The organism is Micromonospora sp. CPCC 206060 (genome assembly GCF_036906895.1).
Lineage (GTDB): Bacteria > Actinomycetota > Actinomycetes > Mycobacteriales > Micromonosporaceae > Micromonospora.
In genome coordinates, this window is sequence record NZ_JBAKHU010000001.1 from 419,597 (window position 1) to 434,564 (window position 14,968).

At 72.0% G+C, this 14,968-nt stretch carries 16 protein-coding genes and 1 riboswitch; of the genes, 4 read left to right on the forward strand and 12 right to left on the reverse strand.

Translation table 11 applies throughout. The annotated features are described in order from the left end of the window. Window positions 1-24 precede the first annotated feature (24 nt). Entirely contained in the window at window positions 25-1,140 is a 1,116-nt protein-coding gene (locus V6U90_RS01895; protein WP_442933498.1) for a permease, read from the reverse strand. 196 nt (window positions 1,141-1,336) lie between these two features. Continuing rightward, a riboswitch (TPP riboswitch) is annotated at window positions 1,337-1,442 on the forward strand. Window positions 1,443-1,510: 68 nt separating this feature from the next. Between V6U90_RS01895 and V6U90_RS01900 the strand changes: the two genes are divergently transcribed. From V6U90_RS01900 to V6U90_RS01910, 3 genes are all read left to right on the forward strand, one after another. After that, complete coding sequence (locus V6U90_RS01900; protein WP_334430769.1) at window positions 1,511-2,095, forward strand: ECF transporter S component; 585 nt, start codon at window positions 1,511-1,513, stop codon at window positions 2,093-2,095. A gap of 112 nt (window positions 2,096-2,207) precedes the next feature. Then, the gene (locus V6U90_RS01905; protein WP_334430770.1) at window positions 2,208-3,722 is read left to right on the forward strand and encodes an ABC transporter ATP-binding protein; all 1,515 of its coding nucleotides are present in this window, start codon (window positions 2,208-2,210) and stop codon (window positions 3,720-3,722) included. Continuing rightward, entirely contained in the window at window positions 3,719-4,519 is an 801-nt protein-coding gene (locus V6U90_RS01910) for an energy-coupling factor transporter transmembrane component T family protein (RefSeq protein WP_334430771.1), read from the forward strand. The genes V6U90_RS01905 and V6U90_RS01910 overlap by 4 nt, the downstream gene beginning before the upstream one ends. Before the next feature lie 68 nt (window positions 4,520-4,587). Here the strand turns inward: V6U90_RS01910 and V6U90_RS01915 are convergent, their stop codons facing one another. From V6U90_RS01915 to recO, 4 genes are all read right to left on the reverse strand, one after another. Further along, on the reverse strand, window positions 4,588-4,977 hold the full coding sequence (locus V6U90_RS01915) for a hypothetical protein (protein ID WP_334430772.1): 390 nt from the start codon (window positions 4,975-4,977) through the stop codon (window positions 4,588-4,590). A gap of 526 nt (window positions 4,978-5,503) precedes the next feature. Beyond that, window positions 5,504-5,695 (reverse strand): hypothetical protein, encoded by a 192-nt coding sequence (locus V6U90_RS01920; protein ID WP_334430773.1) that lies wholly within the window; start codon window positions 5,693-5,695, stop codon window positions 5,504-5,506. Window positions 5,696-5,784: 89 nt separating this feature from the next. Further along, window positions 5,785-6,591, reverse strand: coding sequence for an isoprenyl transferase (locus tag V6U90_RS01925; RefSeq protein WP_334430869.1), 807 nt, complete (start codon window positions 6,589-6,591; stop codon window positions 5,785-5,787). A 29-nt stretch (window positions 6,592-6,620) separates the two neighbouring features. Further along, entirely contained in the window at window positions 6,621-7,415 is a 795-nt protein-coding gene (gene recO, locus V6U90_RS01930) for a DNA repair protein RecO (RefSeq protein ID WP_334430774.1), read from the reverse strand. A 101-nt stretch (window positions 7,416-7,516) separates the two neighbouring features. On the opposite strand from recO, the gene V6U90_RS01935 reads away from it, so the two are divergent. After that, a complete protein-coding gene (locus V6U90_RS01935; protein ID WP_334430775.1) occupies window positions 7,517-8,302 on the forward strand; it encodes a DUF4097 family beta strand repeat-containing protein in 786 nt (261 codons plus the stop codon). 6 nt (window positions 8,303-8,308) lie between these two features. Here the strand turns inward: V6U90_RS01935 and V6U90_RS01940 are convergent, their stop codons facing one another. The 7 genes from V6U90_RS01940 to V6U90_RS01970 all read right to left on the reverse strand — a co-directional run bounded on the left by V6U90_RS01940 (window position 8,309) and on the right by V6U90_RS01970 (window position 14,901). Continuing rightward, window positions 8,309-9,454, reverse strand: a complete 1,146-nt coding sequence (locus V6U90_RS01940; protein ID WP_334430776.1) for an acyltransferase family protein — start codon at window positions 9,452-9,454, stop codon at window positions 8,309-8,311. 130 nt (window positions 9,455-9,584) lie between these two features. Further along, a complete protein-coding gene (era, locus tag V6U90_RS01945; RefSeq protein ID WP_334430777.1) occupies window positions 9,585-10,481 on the reverse strand; it encodes a GTPase Era in 897 nt (298 codons plus the stop codon). Next, on the reverse strand, window positions 10,478-10,858 hold the full coding sequence (locus V6U90_RS01950; protein ID WP_334430778.1) for a cytidine deaminase: 381 nt from the start codon (window positions 10,856-10,858) through the stop codon (window positions 10,478-10,480). The genes era and V6U90_RS01950 overlap by 4 nt, the downstream gene beginning before the upstream one ends. Then, on the reverse strand, window positions 10,851-12,275 hold the full coding sequence (locus tag V6U90_RS01955) for a hemolysin family protein (RefSeq protein WP_334430779.1): 1,425 nt from the start codon (window positions 12,273-12,275) through the stop codon (window positions 10,851-10,853). Before V6U90_RS01955 ends, V6U90_RS01950 begins: the two co-directional genes overlap by 8 nt. After that, the gene (ybeY, locus tag V6U90_RS01960) at window positions 12,275-12,745 is read right to left on the reverse strand and encodes an rRNA maturation RNase YbeY (RefSeq protein ID WP_334430780.1); all 471 of its coding nucleotides are present in this window, start codon (window positions 12,743-12,745) and stop codon (window positions 12,275-12,277) included. Before ybeY ends, V6U90_RS01955 begins: the two co-directional genes overlap by 1 nt. An 18-nt stretch (window positions 12,746-12,763) precedes the next feature. After that, on the reverse strand, window positions 12,764-13,822 hold the full coding sequence (locus V6U90_RS01965) for a PhoH family protein (RefSeq protein WP_334430781.1): 1,059 nt from the start codon (window positions 13,820-13,822) through the stop codon (window positions 12,764-12,766). Between the two features lie 59 nt (window positions 13,823-13,881). Further along, a complete protein-coding gene (locus tag V6U90_RS01970) occupies window positions 13,882-14,901 on the reverse strand; it encodes a LysR family transcriptional regulator (RefSeq protein ID WP_334430782.1) in 1,020 nt (339 codons plus the stop codon). Window positions 14,902-14,968: the final 67 nt, after the last annotated feature.

Here is a 14,968-nt window from a genome sequence, read left to right on the forward strand (position 1 = left end):
CACCGATCACCGCAGGGCCACTGTTCACCACAGGATCGTTCCGACCGCCACCGCGACCACGGTGGCCACCACGAAGGTGGTCGGGGCGAACCGGAACGCGAACCGGCGGCCGAAGACACCCGCCTGCATGGAGATCAGTTTCAGGTCGACCATCGGGCCGACGACCAGGAAGACCAGCCGCGAGGTCAGCGAGAACTGGGACAGCGACGCGGCGACGAAGGCGTCCGCCTCCGAGCAGATGGAGAGCAGTACGGCCAGTACCGCCAGGGCGAGCACCGACAGCACCGGGTTGTCCGCGAGGGTCTGCAACCAGCGTTCGGGTACCAGCACGTTGATGCTCGCGGCGGCCATCGCGCCGAGGACCAGGAAGCCACCGGCGTGGGTGACGTCGTGCCGGACCGCAGCCCAGAACGCCCGACCCCGGGAGACCCCGTCCAGGTCCGGGCGGTGCGGCAGCCGGATCCAGTCGGCGCGGCCCAGCCGCAGCCAGAGCCAGCCCATGACCATGGCGACGACGAGGCTGGCCACCGCCCGGCCGAGGACCATCTCCGGGTTGGCCGGGAAGGCGACCGCGGTGGCGGTGAGCACGATCGGGTTGATCGCCGGGGCGGCCAGCAGGAAGGCGAGCGCGGCGGCCGGGGTGACGCCCCGACGGATCAGCGAGCCCGCGATCGGTACCGAGCCACACTCGCAGCCGGGCAGCACCACCCCGGCGGCGCTGGCCACCGGTACCGCGAGCGCCGGATGCCGGGGCAGGGCCCGGGCCCAGAACGACCGGGGTACGAAGACCGCGATCACGGCGGAGAGCAGCACCCCGAACACCAGGAACGGCACCGCCTGCACCATCACCGAGACGAAGACCGTGGTCCAGGTCTGCAGTTGGGCGGCGGAGAGCGCGCCGGCCAGCGGCTCCCGGAAGATCACCAGGAGTACCAGCAGCGCGGCGAGGATCTCCACCGAGCCGATCCGGCCGCGTAGCGACCAGCCGGCGCCCCCGGATCCCTCCGGCTGGTTACTTTCGGGCACGTCCGGCATTCCTCCGGCAGGCGTGTCCGTCACCGTACCGGCGGGTGCGCCCGACTCCCCGACTTCCCCGTCCGGCCGGACGCTACGCGGCGTCGCGCGGTCGGCTGCGGTCACGGCAGGCGTCCCTTCGCTCGGTGCTTGCCCGGTGTGGGCCAGCCCACCCTAACCTGCCCGGGACGGTGGCGTACCGGACCCGACGACAGGCCATCTATCGATTGAGATAACTTAATCGGTGGCCGGCTCCACGTACAGGTCCCGGTGGCCGACTGCCCGTCCGACCTGCCCGGTGCTAGCGTCTGCGGGACAACTTCACATCCGACAGGGGAGCGCACAGCGCTGAGAGTGCGGGTCACACCCGCAGACCCTCGAACCTGATCTGGGTAATGCCAGCGCAGGGAGTTCGGTCGACCTCCAGCCGCGCCGCCGTCCGGGCGACCGGGCGCGGCGTGCGTCTTCTCCTGGTTCATCGAAGGACTGGGAGCACATGGACAACACCACCCGTTGGCGCACCATCGACATCGTCGTCGCCTCGGTGATCGCCGTCGCGTTCAGCGTGGTCTTCTGGGCGTGGAACATCGTCTGGCGGGCCACCGATCCGGCCTTCGCCTTCTTCCCGCCGGCCCAGACCCTCATCTACGGGGTCTGGCTGATGCCGGCGGTGATCGGTGGACTGGTGATCCGCAAGCCCGGCGCCGCGATCTACTGCGAGACCGTCGCGGCGGTGATCTCGGCACTGCTGGGTAGCCAGTGGGGCGGCATGGTGATCCCGCAGGGCATCGTGCAGGGTCTCGGCGCCGAATTGGCCTTCGCCGCGTTGCGGTACCGCTCGTTCCGGCTGCCGACCGCACTGCTGGCCGGGGCACTGACCGGCCTCAGCGCGGCGCTGTTCGACTTCTTCGTCTGGAACGTCGGCACCGACCTGGCGTCCTACCGGATCCCGTACGCGCTGCTGACGGTGGTCAGCGCCACGGTGATCGCGGGTGCCGGCGGGTGGGCCCTGACCCGGGCACTGGCCGGTACCGGGGTGCTGGACCGCTTCCCCGTCGGCCGGGAACGTACCGCCGTCTGACCCCGCCCCTCTCGCGTTGATCATGAAGTTGTTGTCACCACCGTCGGCGTGTCGCGACAACAACTTCATGATCAACCAAAACAGGTGTCGGCGGGGCTATGGAGAGAGGGACATGAGCACGGTCGAACTGCGCGACTTCGGGTGGCGGCACGCCGGGCGGCACGCCGGGCGGCACGCCTGGGCGGTCCGCGGCGTCGACCTGCGCATCGAGGCCGGCGAGCGGGTACTGCTACTCGGGCCCTCCGGCGCCGGCAAGAGCACCCTGCTGGCCGCGGTCGCCGGCCTGCTGCCCGAGGACTCCGGCGAGCGGGAGGGCAGCGTCGAGATCGACGGCCTGGAGCCCCGCAAGGCCCGGGACCGGGTCGGCATCGTCTTCCAGGACCCGGAGAGCCAACTGGTGATGGCCCGCTGCGGCGACGACGTCGCCTTCGGGTTGGAGAACCGGGGCGTACCAGCCGACGAGATCTGGCCCCGGGTGGACGAGGCACTGGCCCGGGTGGGCTTTCCCTACCCCCGGGACCGGCCCACCGCCGCTCTCTCCGGCGGGGAGCAGCAGCGGCTCGCCCTAGCCGGGGTACTCGCGCTGCGCCCCGGGCTGCTGCTGCTCGACGAGCCCACCGCGAACCTCGACCCGGCCGGCGCGGAACTCGTCCGGCAGGCGGTCACCGCCGCACTGACCCCGGACACCACCCTCATCCTGGTCGAGCACCGGGTGGCCGAGGCACTTCCCCTGGTCGACCGGGTGGTCGTGCTCCAACCCGGTGGCGGCGTCCGGGCCGACGGGCCGCCCGGGCAGGTCTTCGCCGCGCACGGTGACACCCTCGCCGCCGAGGGGGTCTGGGTGCCGGGTCGGACCGTCCCACCCCGCCGTGCGACCCGGCCGGCCGGCGAGGTGCTGATCACCGCCGACCGGCTCGGCCTGCCACCCCGGCTGGCCACCGTCGATCTGACGGTACGCGCCGGCGAGGCGCTCGCCGTTCTCGGTCCGAACGGTACCGGCAAGTCGACCCTGGCCCTGCTCCTCGGTGGACTGCTCCGGCCGGGGGCCGGTCGGGTGGTGGCCACCCCGGCGCTGGCCGGCACCGACGCCCGTACGCCCCCGCACCGCTGGCGGGCGCCCGCCCTGGCCCGCCGGATCGGTTCGGTCTTCCAGGACCCGGAGCACCAGTTCGTGGCCCGGACCGTCTTCGACGAACTGGCCCTCGGACCACGCCGGACCGGGCAGCCCGAGAGCAGCATCCGGGCCGTGGTGGACGATCTGCTGACCCGGCTGCGGCTGGACCGGTTGGCGGGCGCGAACCCGTACACCCTCTCCGGCGGGGAGGCCCGGCGGTTGAGTGTGGCGACCGCCCTGGCCACCGCCCCACGGCTGCTCATCTGCGACGAACCGACCTTCGGCCAGGACCGGCGGACCTGGCGGGAACTGGTCGACCTCTTCGCGGGCCTGCGCGACGACGGGCACGCCGTCCTCGCCGTGACGCACGACGCGGATTTCGTGGCCGCACTCGCCGACCGGCAGGTGACGTTGTCCCGACCGGGCCAGCCGGATCAACCGGGCGGGCGGGCTCAACCGGGCCGACCGGACCGGTCGGATCAACCGGGCGGGTCCGGGGTGGAGCAGTCATGATCAGTGTGGAACCGCTGGCCCGGGCGGACGCCCCGCTGGCCCGGCGCAACCCGGTGGCGAAGCTGGCCGCCTCGCTGGTCTTCTCGTTCGCGCTGGTCGCCACCATCGATCCGGTGGCCCCGGCGATCGCGATCGCGGTCGAACTGGCCGTGCTGCCACTGTTCGGGCTCCGGTACGCCACCCTGGCCCGGCGGGCGTGGCCGCTGCTGCTCGGCGCCGTCGGGATCGTGGTCGCCCTGGTGCTCTTCGCGGCCGAACGGGAGGGTCGGACGCTGATCGAGGCCGGACCGGTGGTGGTGACCTCCGGCGTGCTGCTGACCGCGACCGGTCTGGTGCTGCGGATGCTCGCGGTGGCCCTGCCGGGGGTGATCGTCTTCGCCACCACGGACGCCACCGACCTCGCCGACGCCCTGATCCAGAACGCGAAGGCGCCGCCCCGGTTCGCCATCGGCGCGCTGGCCGCGTTCCGGCTGGTACCCCTGCTGGCCCAGGAGTGGCAGATCATCAGCATGGCCCGGCGGGCCCGGGGCCTGGACGCCGGACGCAACCCGGTGGCCCGGCTACGCCTGTTCGCCTCGACGGCGTTCACCCTGCTGGTCGGCGCGATCCGGCAGGGCACCCGGCTGGCGGTGGCGATGGACTCGCGCGGCTTCGACGCCGGTACACCCCGTACGGTGGCCCGCCGGCAGTCGTTCACCTGGGCGGACGGTGCACTCGTCCTCGGCGCCGCGCTGCTGGCCGGCGCCGCGTTGACGGTCAGCGTCCTCCTCGGCACCTTCCGCCCCCTCTGGAGCTAGGCGTCAGGTGTTTGGAAGGGCCCCCTGTTATCGCATTCCGTTGTACAGGGGCCCCTTCCAAACACCGGTCAGCTCCGGCGGAACGCGTACCGCCGGGCCTGTGGCGTACGCTGCCCGCGCCCCGTCCCGCCGGACCGGCCGTTGTCCACCAGCGGTCCGGCCTTCGGTGGCACCGGCCGGGTGTCCTGGTCCAGCACCGGATCGGCGGGTACGGCCAGCAGTGGATCGGCGGGTACCGCCAACGACGGGAGTGCCACAGACGGCTGGTCGAGGGAAAGCTCGGTCCGGCTGCGGGAGGCGGCACCGTCCGGGCCGATGAGGGCCGGTCCGGACGGGCCGGTGAAGGCCACCCCGATCGGGCCGGTGGGTTCCGCACCCGGCACCGGGGAGGTCGAGACCGGTCCGGTACGGCCGGTACGGGTCTGGCGGGACTTTCTGGGATTGCGGCTGGCAGGCATCCGGTACCTCCTTGACCAGCAGTCCACCCCTGCATCGGACGATGGCACGGCGGACCGCCACGACGGCGACAGGCACGTCGCGTGGCGCCCGGCGGACAGTGGCGTGTCCGGCTCAGGCGGGAAAGTGAGGTGCTCCGGGTGGCGTCCCACCGACCGGCTACCGGCGTCGGACAGGACATGCGGACGCCCGGAGCACTGGACCTGACACAGGCCCCTGGCCCGCGCTACGGCAGCGGGCCGGCTCGTCAGAAGTGGGCGTCAGTTACGCATGCGGTCACTCTAACCGGCCACCGGTACGCCGCAACGGAATTACCGCAGTCGCCCGACCCGCAACGCGAACTGAGCCAACCTGCGACGCGAACTGAGCCGATCCGCGACGCGAACTGAGCCCGGACGCGAGACGGAAGAGGCCCGGCGCGAGACGGAAGAGGCCGGGGTGTCCGGCCACCCGGACTCCCCGGCCTCTCTCGCGGCACTGCCGTCGTACCGGCTCCGGGCAGTGCCCTGCGGAGCCGGTCATCGACGACTACCAGAACCGGCGGCGACGGCGCTTGGCCCGCTGCGGGCGGATCAGGTCCGCGCCCCGGCTGAGCAGCCGGCTCACCCCGGACGGCCCGCGCCGTGCCTCCAACGTGTGGCTCAGCCGGCGGGCACCGGCCGCAGCGAGCGGCACCGCCACCGCCATGATGGCCCATCGTCCAATCTGCTTCTGGATCATGTGTCCCACCTCCCGGATCGCTTCCTGGGTAAGCAGGTACCCAGTGGGGCCGGGCGGTAAGCCGGAACGGGCGGTTCAGCTACCCGGGGTCACACCCGACCAGGCGCGACCGGGTTGGGCAGCGCACCACCGAAGCGCCGGTCCCGCTGGGCGTACAGCTCGCAGGCGTACCAGAGGTGCCGGCGGTCGAAGTCGGGCCAGAGGGTGTCCAGCACCACCAGTTCCGCGTACGCGGACTGCCAGAGCAGGAAGTTGGAGATCCGCTGCTCGCCGGAGGGGCGCAGGAAGAGGTCCACGTCCGGCACCTCGGGGTGGTAGAGGTACCGGCCGATCATCTTCTCGTTGACCTTGGCCGGGTCGACCCGGCCGGCGGCGACGTCCCGGGCGATCGCGGCGGCGGCGTCGGCGATCTCCGCCTGGCCGCCGTAGTTGACGCAGAACTGGAGGGTCAACGTGCTGTTGTCCCTGGACATCTCCTCGGCGGTCTGCAACTCGGAGATGACGCTCTTCCAGAGCCGGCCGGCCCGACCGGACCAGACCACCCGTACCCCGAGGTCGACGAGTTGGTCCCGGCGACGACGGATCACGTCCCGGTTGAAGCCCATCAGGAAGCGGACCTCGTCCGGCGAGCGCCGCCAGTTCTCGGTGGAGAACGCGTACGCCGACAGGTAGGGGATGCCCAGCTCGATGGCACCCTCGATGGTGTCGAAGAGGGAGAACTCCCCGGCCTCGTGCCCCTTGGTCCGGGGCAGGCCGCGATCCTTGGCCCACCGGCCGTTGCCGTCCATCACCACCGCGATGTGCTTGGGCAGCGCCTCAGCCGGCAAGGCGGGCGGCCGTGCCCCGGAGGGGTGCGGGGTCGGTGGGGTCGGCGTACGTCGCCGGTCCCGGCTCATCGATCGGATCACTGTGCCATCCCTCTAGCTCACGCGCGTTCCCGCTCCGCCGGTGCCGGACCGCCCCGGTCCACCAGCGGCAGCGAGCGTAACCCGCGCTCCAGATGCCACTGCAGGTGCGCCGCGACCAGCCCGCTGCACTCCCGGCGTACCCCCGACTCGGTGGCGTCCGCGACCCGCCAGTCACCGGAGGTCAGCGCGGACATCAGGTCGATGGTGGCCGGCGCCGGGTGGGCCGCGCCGGGCGGCCGGCAGTCCGGGCAGACACAGCCCCCGGCGGGTACCGAGAACGCCCGGTACTCCCCCGGCGTGCCGCAGACGGCGCAGGCGGTCAGCGCCGGGGCCCATCCGGCGAGGGCCATCCCGCGCAGCAGGTACGCGTCGAGCACCAGGGTGGGGGCGTGCGTACCGTCGGCCAGGGCGCGCAGGGCACCGAGGGTGAGCTGGAAGAGGCGTAGGGAGGGCTCCCGCTCGACCGGGGTGAGCCGTTCGGCGGTCTCCGCGATGGCGCTCGCGGCCGTGTAGCGGGGGTAGTCCCCGAGGAACCGCTTACCGTAGAGGTCGATCCCCTCGACCTGGCTGACCGAGTGCAGGGCGCTGCCCACGTTGCCCTGCGGGTCACCGGCGAGTTGCAGGTCGACATGCCCGAAGGGCTCCAGCCGGGCACCGAACCGTGAGGTGGTGCGCCGCACCCCCCGGGCCACCGCCCGCAGCCGGCCGTGCCGGCGGGTCAGCAGGGTGATGATCCGGTCGGACTCGCCGAGTTTCTGTACGCGGAGCACCACCGCGTCGTCGCGGTAGAGCTGGCGGCGGTACCCGGGCATCCGCCCATTCTCCCCGGGGTGTCCCCTCAGGGTTGCACTCGGGGTGGATCGGTGTGTTCCCCGGATGTGCCGGCGGCCGGCCGGGCCGTAACGTCCCGGCCATGCTTGTGCACACCCCCCGGCTCCTGACCGGTGCCACCGCCGCGCTGTTGCTCGGCGCCCTGGTCGGTTGCGGCGAACTCGCCCACCGCCGACTCGACTTCTCCGACACGGAGGCGGTCAAGGTCACCAAGATCACCATCCTCCCCGGTTCCGGGGACGTGACCGTCCGCACCGCCGCCGTCCCGGACACCATGATCAAGCGGGTGGTGCGCTACCAGGGCGGCGAGCAGCCGACGGCGGCGTACCGGCTGGAGGGGACCGCACTCTTCCTGGACACCGACTGTGGGCGGCACTGTTCGGTGTCGTTCGAGGTACTCGCCCCGGAAGGGGTCACCGTGTCGGGCGAGAACGGCTCCGGCGACGTCGAACTCACCCGGGTCGGCGCGGTGGAGTTGCTGGTCGGTTCGGGTGACATCCGGGTACGGGGTACGAGCGCGACGGTGCGGGCGGAGACCGGCTCGGGTGAGATCGAGGTGACCGACGCGACCGGGGCGGTACGCCTGCGGACCGGTTCGGGGAGCGTCTCCGGGCGGGGGCTGAGCGGGGGCGAGATCGACGCGGAGACCGGTTCCGGGGACGTCACGCTGACCCTGGACGCACCGGGCTCGGTACGCGCGCACGCCGGCAGCGGGTCGGTCGAGGTGACCGTGCCGGCGGGCGCGTACCAGGTACGGACCCGGACCGGTTCGGGCGACGCCACGGTCAGCATTCCGGACGACCCGACGGCGAAGCTGGTGCTCGACGTGAGCGCGGACAGCGGCGACGTGACGGTACGGCCCCGCTGACGCGCGTCAGCCGGTGTTGACCCGTTGGGCCATGGTGGTGGTGACCGCCAGTCCGGCAACGGGGGTACCCGTGGTGACCTCCACCGGTACCGGACCGGCGGCCGGCGGGCGGGGACGGGGTACGGCCGGAGGCACGGGGGCTCCGGCCGTACGCCGTCCGCCGGGGAGCAGTGCGGGGCGGCGGCGGGCGGCCACGTCCTCCACCCAGCCGACGAGCAGCACCACCACCCCGACCAGGGCGAAGACCGCCACCACCCGGACCCCGAGGCTCACCGGATCGGTCGGCGACCAGCCGAGGCGGATGGAGAGCGGGGTCAGCGCCACCACGAACGGCATGTGCCAGAGGTAGATGGTCAACGCGCGGCGGTTGCCGATCGTCACCAACCGGCTGAACAGCGCGTTCCGCTCGACCCAGGCGGCCTGGGCGGGCACGATGCCGAGCACCAGCAGGATGAACGCCGCCGACCAGAGGGCGTTGCCGAGCCGGATGTCGTTCAGGTCGTAGCCCCGGGCCCCGGGGTGGGTGAGGATCCACCAGCCGCCTGCTCCGGCCAGCACGCCGGTGACCGGGACCAGTACCCGCCAGGAGAGTCGGCGAAGCATGCCGTCGTGGTGGGCGAAGCCGAGCAGCCAGGCCCCGAAGTAGAGGCCGAAGTCCCGCAGTACCGCCGGGGCGGTGGCCGCGAAGCGCAGCTCCACCACGACCAGCAGCAGGTACGGTGCGAGCAGGGTGGCCAGCGGGGCGCGGCGGAACAGCCAGAGGGCGACCGGCGAGGCGAGCACGAACCAGAGGTAGTCCCGCAGGTACCAGATCACGCTCAACGCGATGGCACCCCAGCCGTTGGCCGGCGGGTCACTGATCGGGAACGCCCAGAGCAGCAGTTTCCAGTCGACCACGAGGCCGGTGAGCACCATGGCCGGTACGAAGACCGCCGCCAGTACCCAGAGCGAGGGCAGCAGGCGGCGCAGTCGGCGGATGGCAGCCGACGGACCGGAGCGGTCCAGCGACGCCGCCATCAGGGAGCCGGCCAGGGCGAACATCACCGACATCGCCGGGAAGACGAGGGTCAACACGGCGGCGCCGGTCACGTGGTAGACGACGACTCGGATGATCGCAAGGAAGCGGAGAAGGTCCAGGTAGCGGTTTCGCATAAGCCTGTATCTATGTCCGGGGGCAGGGCCTTTGCAGTTCCCTACCCTCCGCGACCCACCTTGAAGCTTCCTGGCAGCCCGGTACGAAAGTGAAAAATCACATATCGATCTGATGTAACACTTTCGTCGATTAGAAACCGAGCTTGCGTAGCTGCTTCGGATCCCGCTGCCAGTCCTTGGCCACCCGCACGTGAAGGTCCAGGTAGACGCGGGTGCCGAGCAGCTCCTCGATCTGCCGGCGGGCCCGGGTGCCGACATCCTTGAGCCGGCTGGCCCGCGCCCCGATCACGATCGCCTTCTGGCTCGACCGCTCGACATAGACGTCGGCATAAATCTTGGTGAGGTTGCCCTCGGCTATCATCTCCTCGACCACCACCGCGATCGAATGCGGCAGCTCGTCGCGGACCCCCTCCAGGGCGGCCTCCCGGATCAACTCGGCGACCAGCACCTGCTCCGGGTCGTCGGTGAGCATGTCGTCCGGATAGAGCTGCGGCGACGGGGGCAGATAGCCGGTCATCACGTCGACCAGGGTGTCCACCTGATGGCCGGAGACCGCGCTGACCGGTACGACCTCGGCGAAGTCGCCCAGCTCGCTGACCGCGAGCAACTGCTCGGCGAGCCGCTTGCGGTCCACCAGGTCCGTCTTGGTCACCACGGCCAGCACCGTGGCCTTCAACTCGGCCAGTTCCCCGGTGATGAACCGGTCGCCCCGCCCGATCGGCTCGTCCGCCGGGATGCAGAGACCGATCACGTCCACCTCGCTCCAGGTGGTCCGGACCAGGTCGTTGAGGCGCTCGCCGAGCAGCGTACGCGGGCGGTGCAGACCCGGGGTGTCCACCAGGACGAGCTGGGAGTCGGGCCGGTGCAGCACCGCCCGGATGATGTGCCGGGTGGTCTGCGGCTTGCTGGAGGTGATGGCGATCTTCTGGCCGACGATCGCGTTGGTCAACGTCGACTTACCGGCGTTCGGCCGGCCGACGAAGCACGCGAAACCCGCCCGGTAGGGGCGAGCCGAAAGATCACTCACTGGGTGACCGTGCCGAGGACGGTGCCGTCCGGCGCGGCGACGTGGATCGGCGCGTCGGCGGTGAGGTCGCGGACCGCCGCGTGTCCCGCCCCGTCCAGGGTCGACGCCTCGGTCACCACCACGGCCGCCTCCAGACGGGTTGCCCCGGCCGCGACGGCCGAGGCCACCGCGAGCTGGAGCGCGGTGATGGTCAGCGACGGCAGCGAGACGCTGGCCGCCGCGTACGTCCGACCATCCTGGTCCCGGACCGCGGCACCCTCGACCGCACCCACCCGGCCACGGGCACCCCGGGCCAGAATGACCAGCTTGTTGTCCTCCACGCTCAGTTCGGCGGGTACGGGCTGGATCGCGTCGACGGGGGCGGTTGACTCAGGCATCTGCGGGTTGCCTCTCCTCGGTCCGGTTCTGGTTGCTGCGGGAGTCGCCCGGGTCACCCCGACCCGACGTGTCCCGGTCGTGCTCCGGCTCGACCCGGCGTACCAGCACCGTGTCGATCCGGTTCCGTCGGCCGGTGGTGCCCTCGGCCATCAGCCGCAGCCCACCCACCTCGGCCTCGGCACCGGGGATCGGCACCCGACCGAGCGCCTGGGCGAGCAGGCCGCCGACGGTCTCCACCTCGTCGGCGGGGAGTTCGACGTCGAACAGCTCGCCGAGGTTCTCCACCGGTAGCCGGGCGGTCACCCGGACCGCCCCGTCGTCGAGGCGCTCCACGGGCGGCCGTTCGACGTCGTACTCGTCGGTGATCTCACCGACGATCTCCTCCAGGATGTCCTCGATGGTGACCAGGCCACCGGTCCCGCCGTACTCGTCGACGACGATCACCAGGTGGGTTCGGGCCGCCTGCATCTCCGAGAGCAGGTCGTCGACGGGCTTGGACTCCGGCACGAACGTCGCCTCGCGCATCAGCTCGGCCACCGGCAGGGCGTCGGTACGCGCGTCGCCGCCCTGGGCGCGCCGGATCACGTCCTTGAGGTAGACCACCCCGAGCACGTCGTCCACGCTCTCCCCGACCACCGGGATGCGGGAGAACCCGGAGCGCAGGAAGAGTGCCCGGGCCTGGGCCAGCGTCTTGTGCGCCTCGATCCACACCATCTCGGTACGCGGCACCATCACCTCGCGGGCGATGGTGTCACCGAGCGCGAAGACCGAGTGGATCATCTGACGTTCGCCGTGCTCCACCACACCCCGCTGCTCGGCCAGGTCGACCAGCTCGCGCAGCTCCACCTGGGTGGCGAACGGCCCCTCCCGGAAGCCCCGACCGGGGGTGACCGCGTTACCGATCAGGATCAGCAGCGAGGCGAGCGGGTTGAGCACCCGCCCCAACCAGCGGACCAGCGGGGCCACCGCCCGACCGACCGCGTAGGCGTGCTGGCGGCCGAGGGTACGCGGGGCCACCCCGACCACCACGAAGCTGACCACGGTCATCGCTCCGGCGGTGACCAGCGCCGCCCTCCAGCCAGCGCCGAACGAGTCGACCGCGACCAGCGCCACCAGGGTGGTCGCGGTCAGCTCGGCGAGCAGCCGGAGCAGCAGGAGCAGGTTGAGGTGCCGGACCACGTCGGCCGCGACGATCTGGAGGGTACGGGCCCCCCGGACCCCCTCCCGGGCCAGTTCGGCGGCCCGGGCCGGCGAGACGGCGGCCAGCGCCGCCTCGGTCATCGCGATCACCCCGGCGAGCACCACCAGCCCGGCGGCGAAGAACAGCAGTTGCAGGTCCGGCAGGTTGGCCGGGGCCGTGGCGGCCCACGGGGCCGGCACGGCGCCCGCCCCGCCCACCAGGTGGGCCGGTGTCATCACCGGTTCCGCGCCGCCCGCCAGCTGGCCAGCAGCCGGTCCTGGAGCGAGAACATCTCCCGCTCCTCCTCCGGCTCGGCGTGGTCGTACCCGAGCAGGTGGAGCACGCCGTGCACGGTGAGCAGGTGCAGCTCGTCGGCGGGGGCGTGCCCCGCGGTGACCGCCTGCTTGGCCGCCACCTCGGGGCAGAGCACGATGTCGCCGAGCAGCGCCGGCTCACCCCCGGACGGGGACTCCCCCGGGCCGTGGTCGACGCTGCCCTCGTCCATCGGGAAGGCGAGCACGTCGGTCGGCCCGTCGCCGCCCATCCAGCGATGGTTGAGCTCGGTCATGTAGTCGATGTCGACCAGCAGCACGGACAGCTCGGCGAGCGGGTTGACCCCCATCTCGTCGAGGGCGTGCCGGGCGACGGCGAGTACGGCGTCGGTATCGACCTCGACGCCGGACTCGTTGGCGATCTCGATGGACAACTGCTTCCCCTGACGGATCTAGCGGCGTCGACCGGCCCGCCCGCCCTGGGCGGTACGCCCCGGCACGGCGTGCACACTCTGCGCCTGCTGGCTCTCCCGCTCGGCGTCCCAGCGGGCGTACGCGTCGACGATCTCCCCCACCAGCCGGTGACGGACCACGTCGGAGCTGGAGAGCTGGGCGAAGTGCACGTCCTCCACGTTGTGCAGGATGTCCCGTACGACCCGGAGGCCGCTGGTCGTCCCGCCGGGCAGGTCGACCTGGGTGATGTCACCGGTCACCACGATCTTGGAGCCGAAGCCCAACCGGGTGAGGAACATCTTCATCTGCTCGGGCGTGGTGTTCTGCGCCTCGTCCAGGATGATGAACGCGTCGTTCAGGGTACGGCCCCGCATGTACGCCAGCGGAGCCACCTCGATGGTCCCGGCCGCCATGAGCTTCGGGATCGAGTCGGGGTCGAGCATGTCGTGCAACGCGTCGTAGAGCGGGCGCAGGTAGGGGTCGATCTTCTCGTTGAGCGTGCCGGGGAGGAAACCGAGCCGCTCGCCCGCCTCGACCGCCGGCCGGGTCAGGATGATCCGGTTGACCTGCTTGGCCTGGAGTGCCTGGACGGCCTTCGCCATGGCGAGGTAGGTCTTGCCGGTACCGGCGGGGCCGATGCCGAAGACGATGGTGTGGGCGTCGATCGCGTCGACGTAGCGCTTCTGCCCGAGCGTCTTGGGACGGATGGTGCGTCCGCGCCGGGAGAGGATGTTGAGCGTCAGGACCTCGGCGGGCCGCTCGGTGCCGCCCTGCTCCAGCATGCCGACGGTCCGCCGGACGGCATCGGTGGTCAGGGTCTCGCCCTTCTCGATCAGCTCCAGCAGCTCGGTGAAGAGCCGCTCGGCGAGGGCGTTGTCCGCCGGGGCGCCGGAGATGGTGATCTCGTTACCCCGCACGTGCACGTCGCTGGTGACCGAGCGCTCGATGAGCCGCAGGATCTCGTCGCCCGCGCCGAGCAGGTTAACCATGATCTTCGAGTCAGGAACCGTGATCCTGGTCTGCACCCGGGTCTGGCCGGGAGGTGGGGTGCCGGTCATAGATCGGGCCCGTGGGCCCTGCGCCACCTGCTCTCGATCTCGGTGCCGCGCCACCACGATCACCGGTCGGGTGACCGGCCAGGCTGGCGCGACGTGTGGATGTTCCCCCTATCGTATCGGTTCCGCGGCGGGGACACCCGGCCCATTTCGCCACCGCGCGCCCCGGCGCCGTCCGCTGCCGCCGGCTCCGCCGCAGGCCGCAGCGCCGGCTCGTCCAGCAGGGCCACCAGGTGCCGGACCAGGCCGGTCGGGCTGCGCCGGGGATAGGCCAGGGCGATGTCGACGGTCGGGATGGGCACGGTGAACCGGCGCAGCCGTACCCCGGGCAGGCGCAGGGCACGGGCCCGGCCGGCGGGTACCGCGGCGACCACCCCGCCCTCGGCGACGGCCCGCAGCAACTGCTCGTCGTCGGGCTCGTGCCGGACCAGGTTGAACCCGCCGTCCGGCCAGACCTGGCCGACGGTCCGGTCGTACATCCCGGGGCCGTTCTCCCTCGGCCACATCACCGCCGGCAGGCCCACGACCAGCTCCCGGGGGATCCGGCGCCGGGCCGCCAGCGGATGCTCGGCGGGTACGACGAGCAGCAGTTCCTCGGTGTCGACGAAGCGGCAGACCAGCTCCGGCTCGGGCAGCGGCGGGCGGACGAACGCGGCGTCCAGCCGGCCGGCCAGCAACCCGGCCACGTTGAACGCGGTCCAGCCGGTCTCGGCGACCACCTCGACCTGCGGGTGCCGCTCGCGGAAGCGGGCGATCAGGGTGTCCACCCGACCGCCCCGGGCCGAGCGGGTGTACGCCAGGCGCAGCCGCCCGCCCTGCCCGCCGACCACCGCCCGGATGCGTTCCTCGGCGGCGGCGGCCTGACCGAGCAGGGCGGCGGCCTCCTCCGCCACCACCCGGCCGACCGGGGTGAGCGTGCAGCCCCGGGCGCCCCGCGCCACCAGCTCGGCGCCGATCTCCCGTTCCAGGGCCCGGATCTGCTGGCTGAGCGCCGGCTGGGCGATCCGCAGCCGGGTCGCGGCCCGGGTGAAGTGCAGCTCCTCGGCGAGAACCAGGAAGTAGCGGAGCCGGCGCAGGTCCATGCCGCCGAGCATAAGTTCCGCTTATCGTTCGCGACCACGCTGGTCTTGGACGCCGCCACGTCGGCTG

Bases quoted from the DNA above. Each gene is read 5' to 3' on its own strand.
- V6U90_RS01905 (WP_334430770.1), top strand. From the start codon at position 2,208: ATGAGCACGGTCGAACTGCGCGACTTCGGGTGGCGGCACGCCGGGCGG.
- V6U90_RS01925 (WP_334430869.1), bottom strand. From the start codon at position 6,591: ATGAGCCGGGACCGGCGACGTACGCCGACCCCACCGACCCCGCACCCC.
- V6U90_RS01920 (WP_334430773.1), bottom strand. From the start codon at position 5,695: ATGATCCAGAAGCAGATTGGACGATGGGCCATCATGGCGGTGGCGGTG.
- V6U90_RS01970 (WP_334430782.1), bottom strand. From the start codon at position 14,901: ATGGACCTGCGCCGGCTCCGCTACTTCCTGGTTCTCGCCGAGGAGCTG.
- recO (WP_334430774.1), bottom strand. From the start codon at position 7,415: ATGCCCGGGTACCGCCGCCAGCTCTACCGCGACGACGCGGTGGTGCTC.
- V6U90_RS01950 (WP_334430778.1), bottom strand. From the start codon at position 10,858: ATGCCTGAGTCAACCGCCCCCGTCGACGCGATCCAGCCCGTACCCGCC.
- V6U90_RS01900 (WP_334430769.1), top strand. From the start codon at position 1,511: ATGGACAACACCACCCGTTGGCGCACCATCGACATCGTCGTCGCCTCG.
- V6U90_RS01940 (WP_334430776.1), bottom strand. From the start codon at position 9,454: ATGCGAAACCGCTACCTGGACCTTCTCCGCTTCCTTGCGATCATCCGA.
- V6U90_RS01915 (WP_334430772.1), bottom strand. From the start codon at position 4,977: ATGCCTGCCAGCCGCAATCCCAGAAAGTCCCGCCAGACCCGTACCGGC.
- V6U90_RS01955 (WP_334430779.1), bottom strand. From the start codon at position 12,275: ATGACACCGGCCCACCTGGTGGGCGGGGCGGGCGCCGTGCCGGCCCCG.
- V6U90_RS01935 (WP_334430775.1), top strand. From the start codon at position 7,517: ATGCTTGTGCACACCCCCCGGCTCCTGACCGGTGCCACCGCCGCGCTG.
- V6U90_RS01965 (WP_334430781.1), bottom strand. From the start codon at position 13,822: ATGACCGGCACCCCACCTCCCGGCCAGACCCGGGTGCAGACCAGGATC.
- V6U90_RS01910 (WP_334430771.1), top strand. From the start codon at position 3,719: ATGATCAGTGTGGAACCGCTGGCCCGGGCGGACGCCCCGCTGGCCCGG.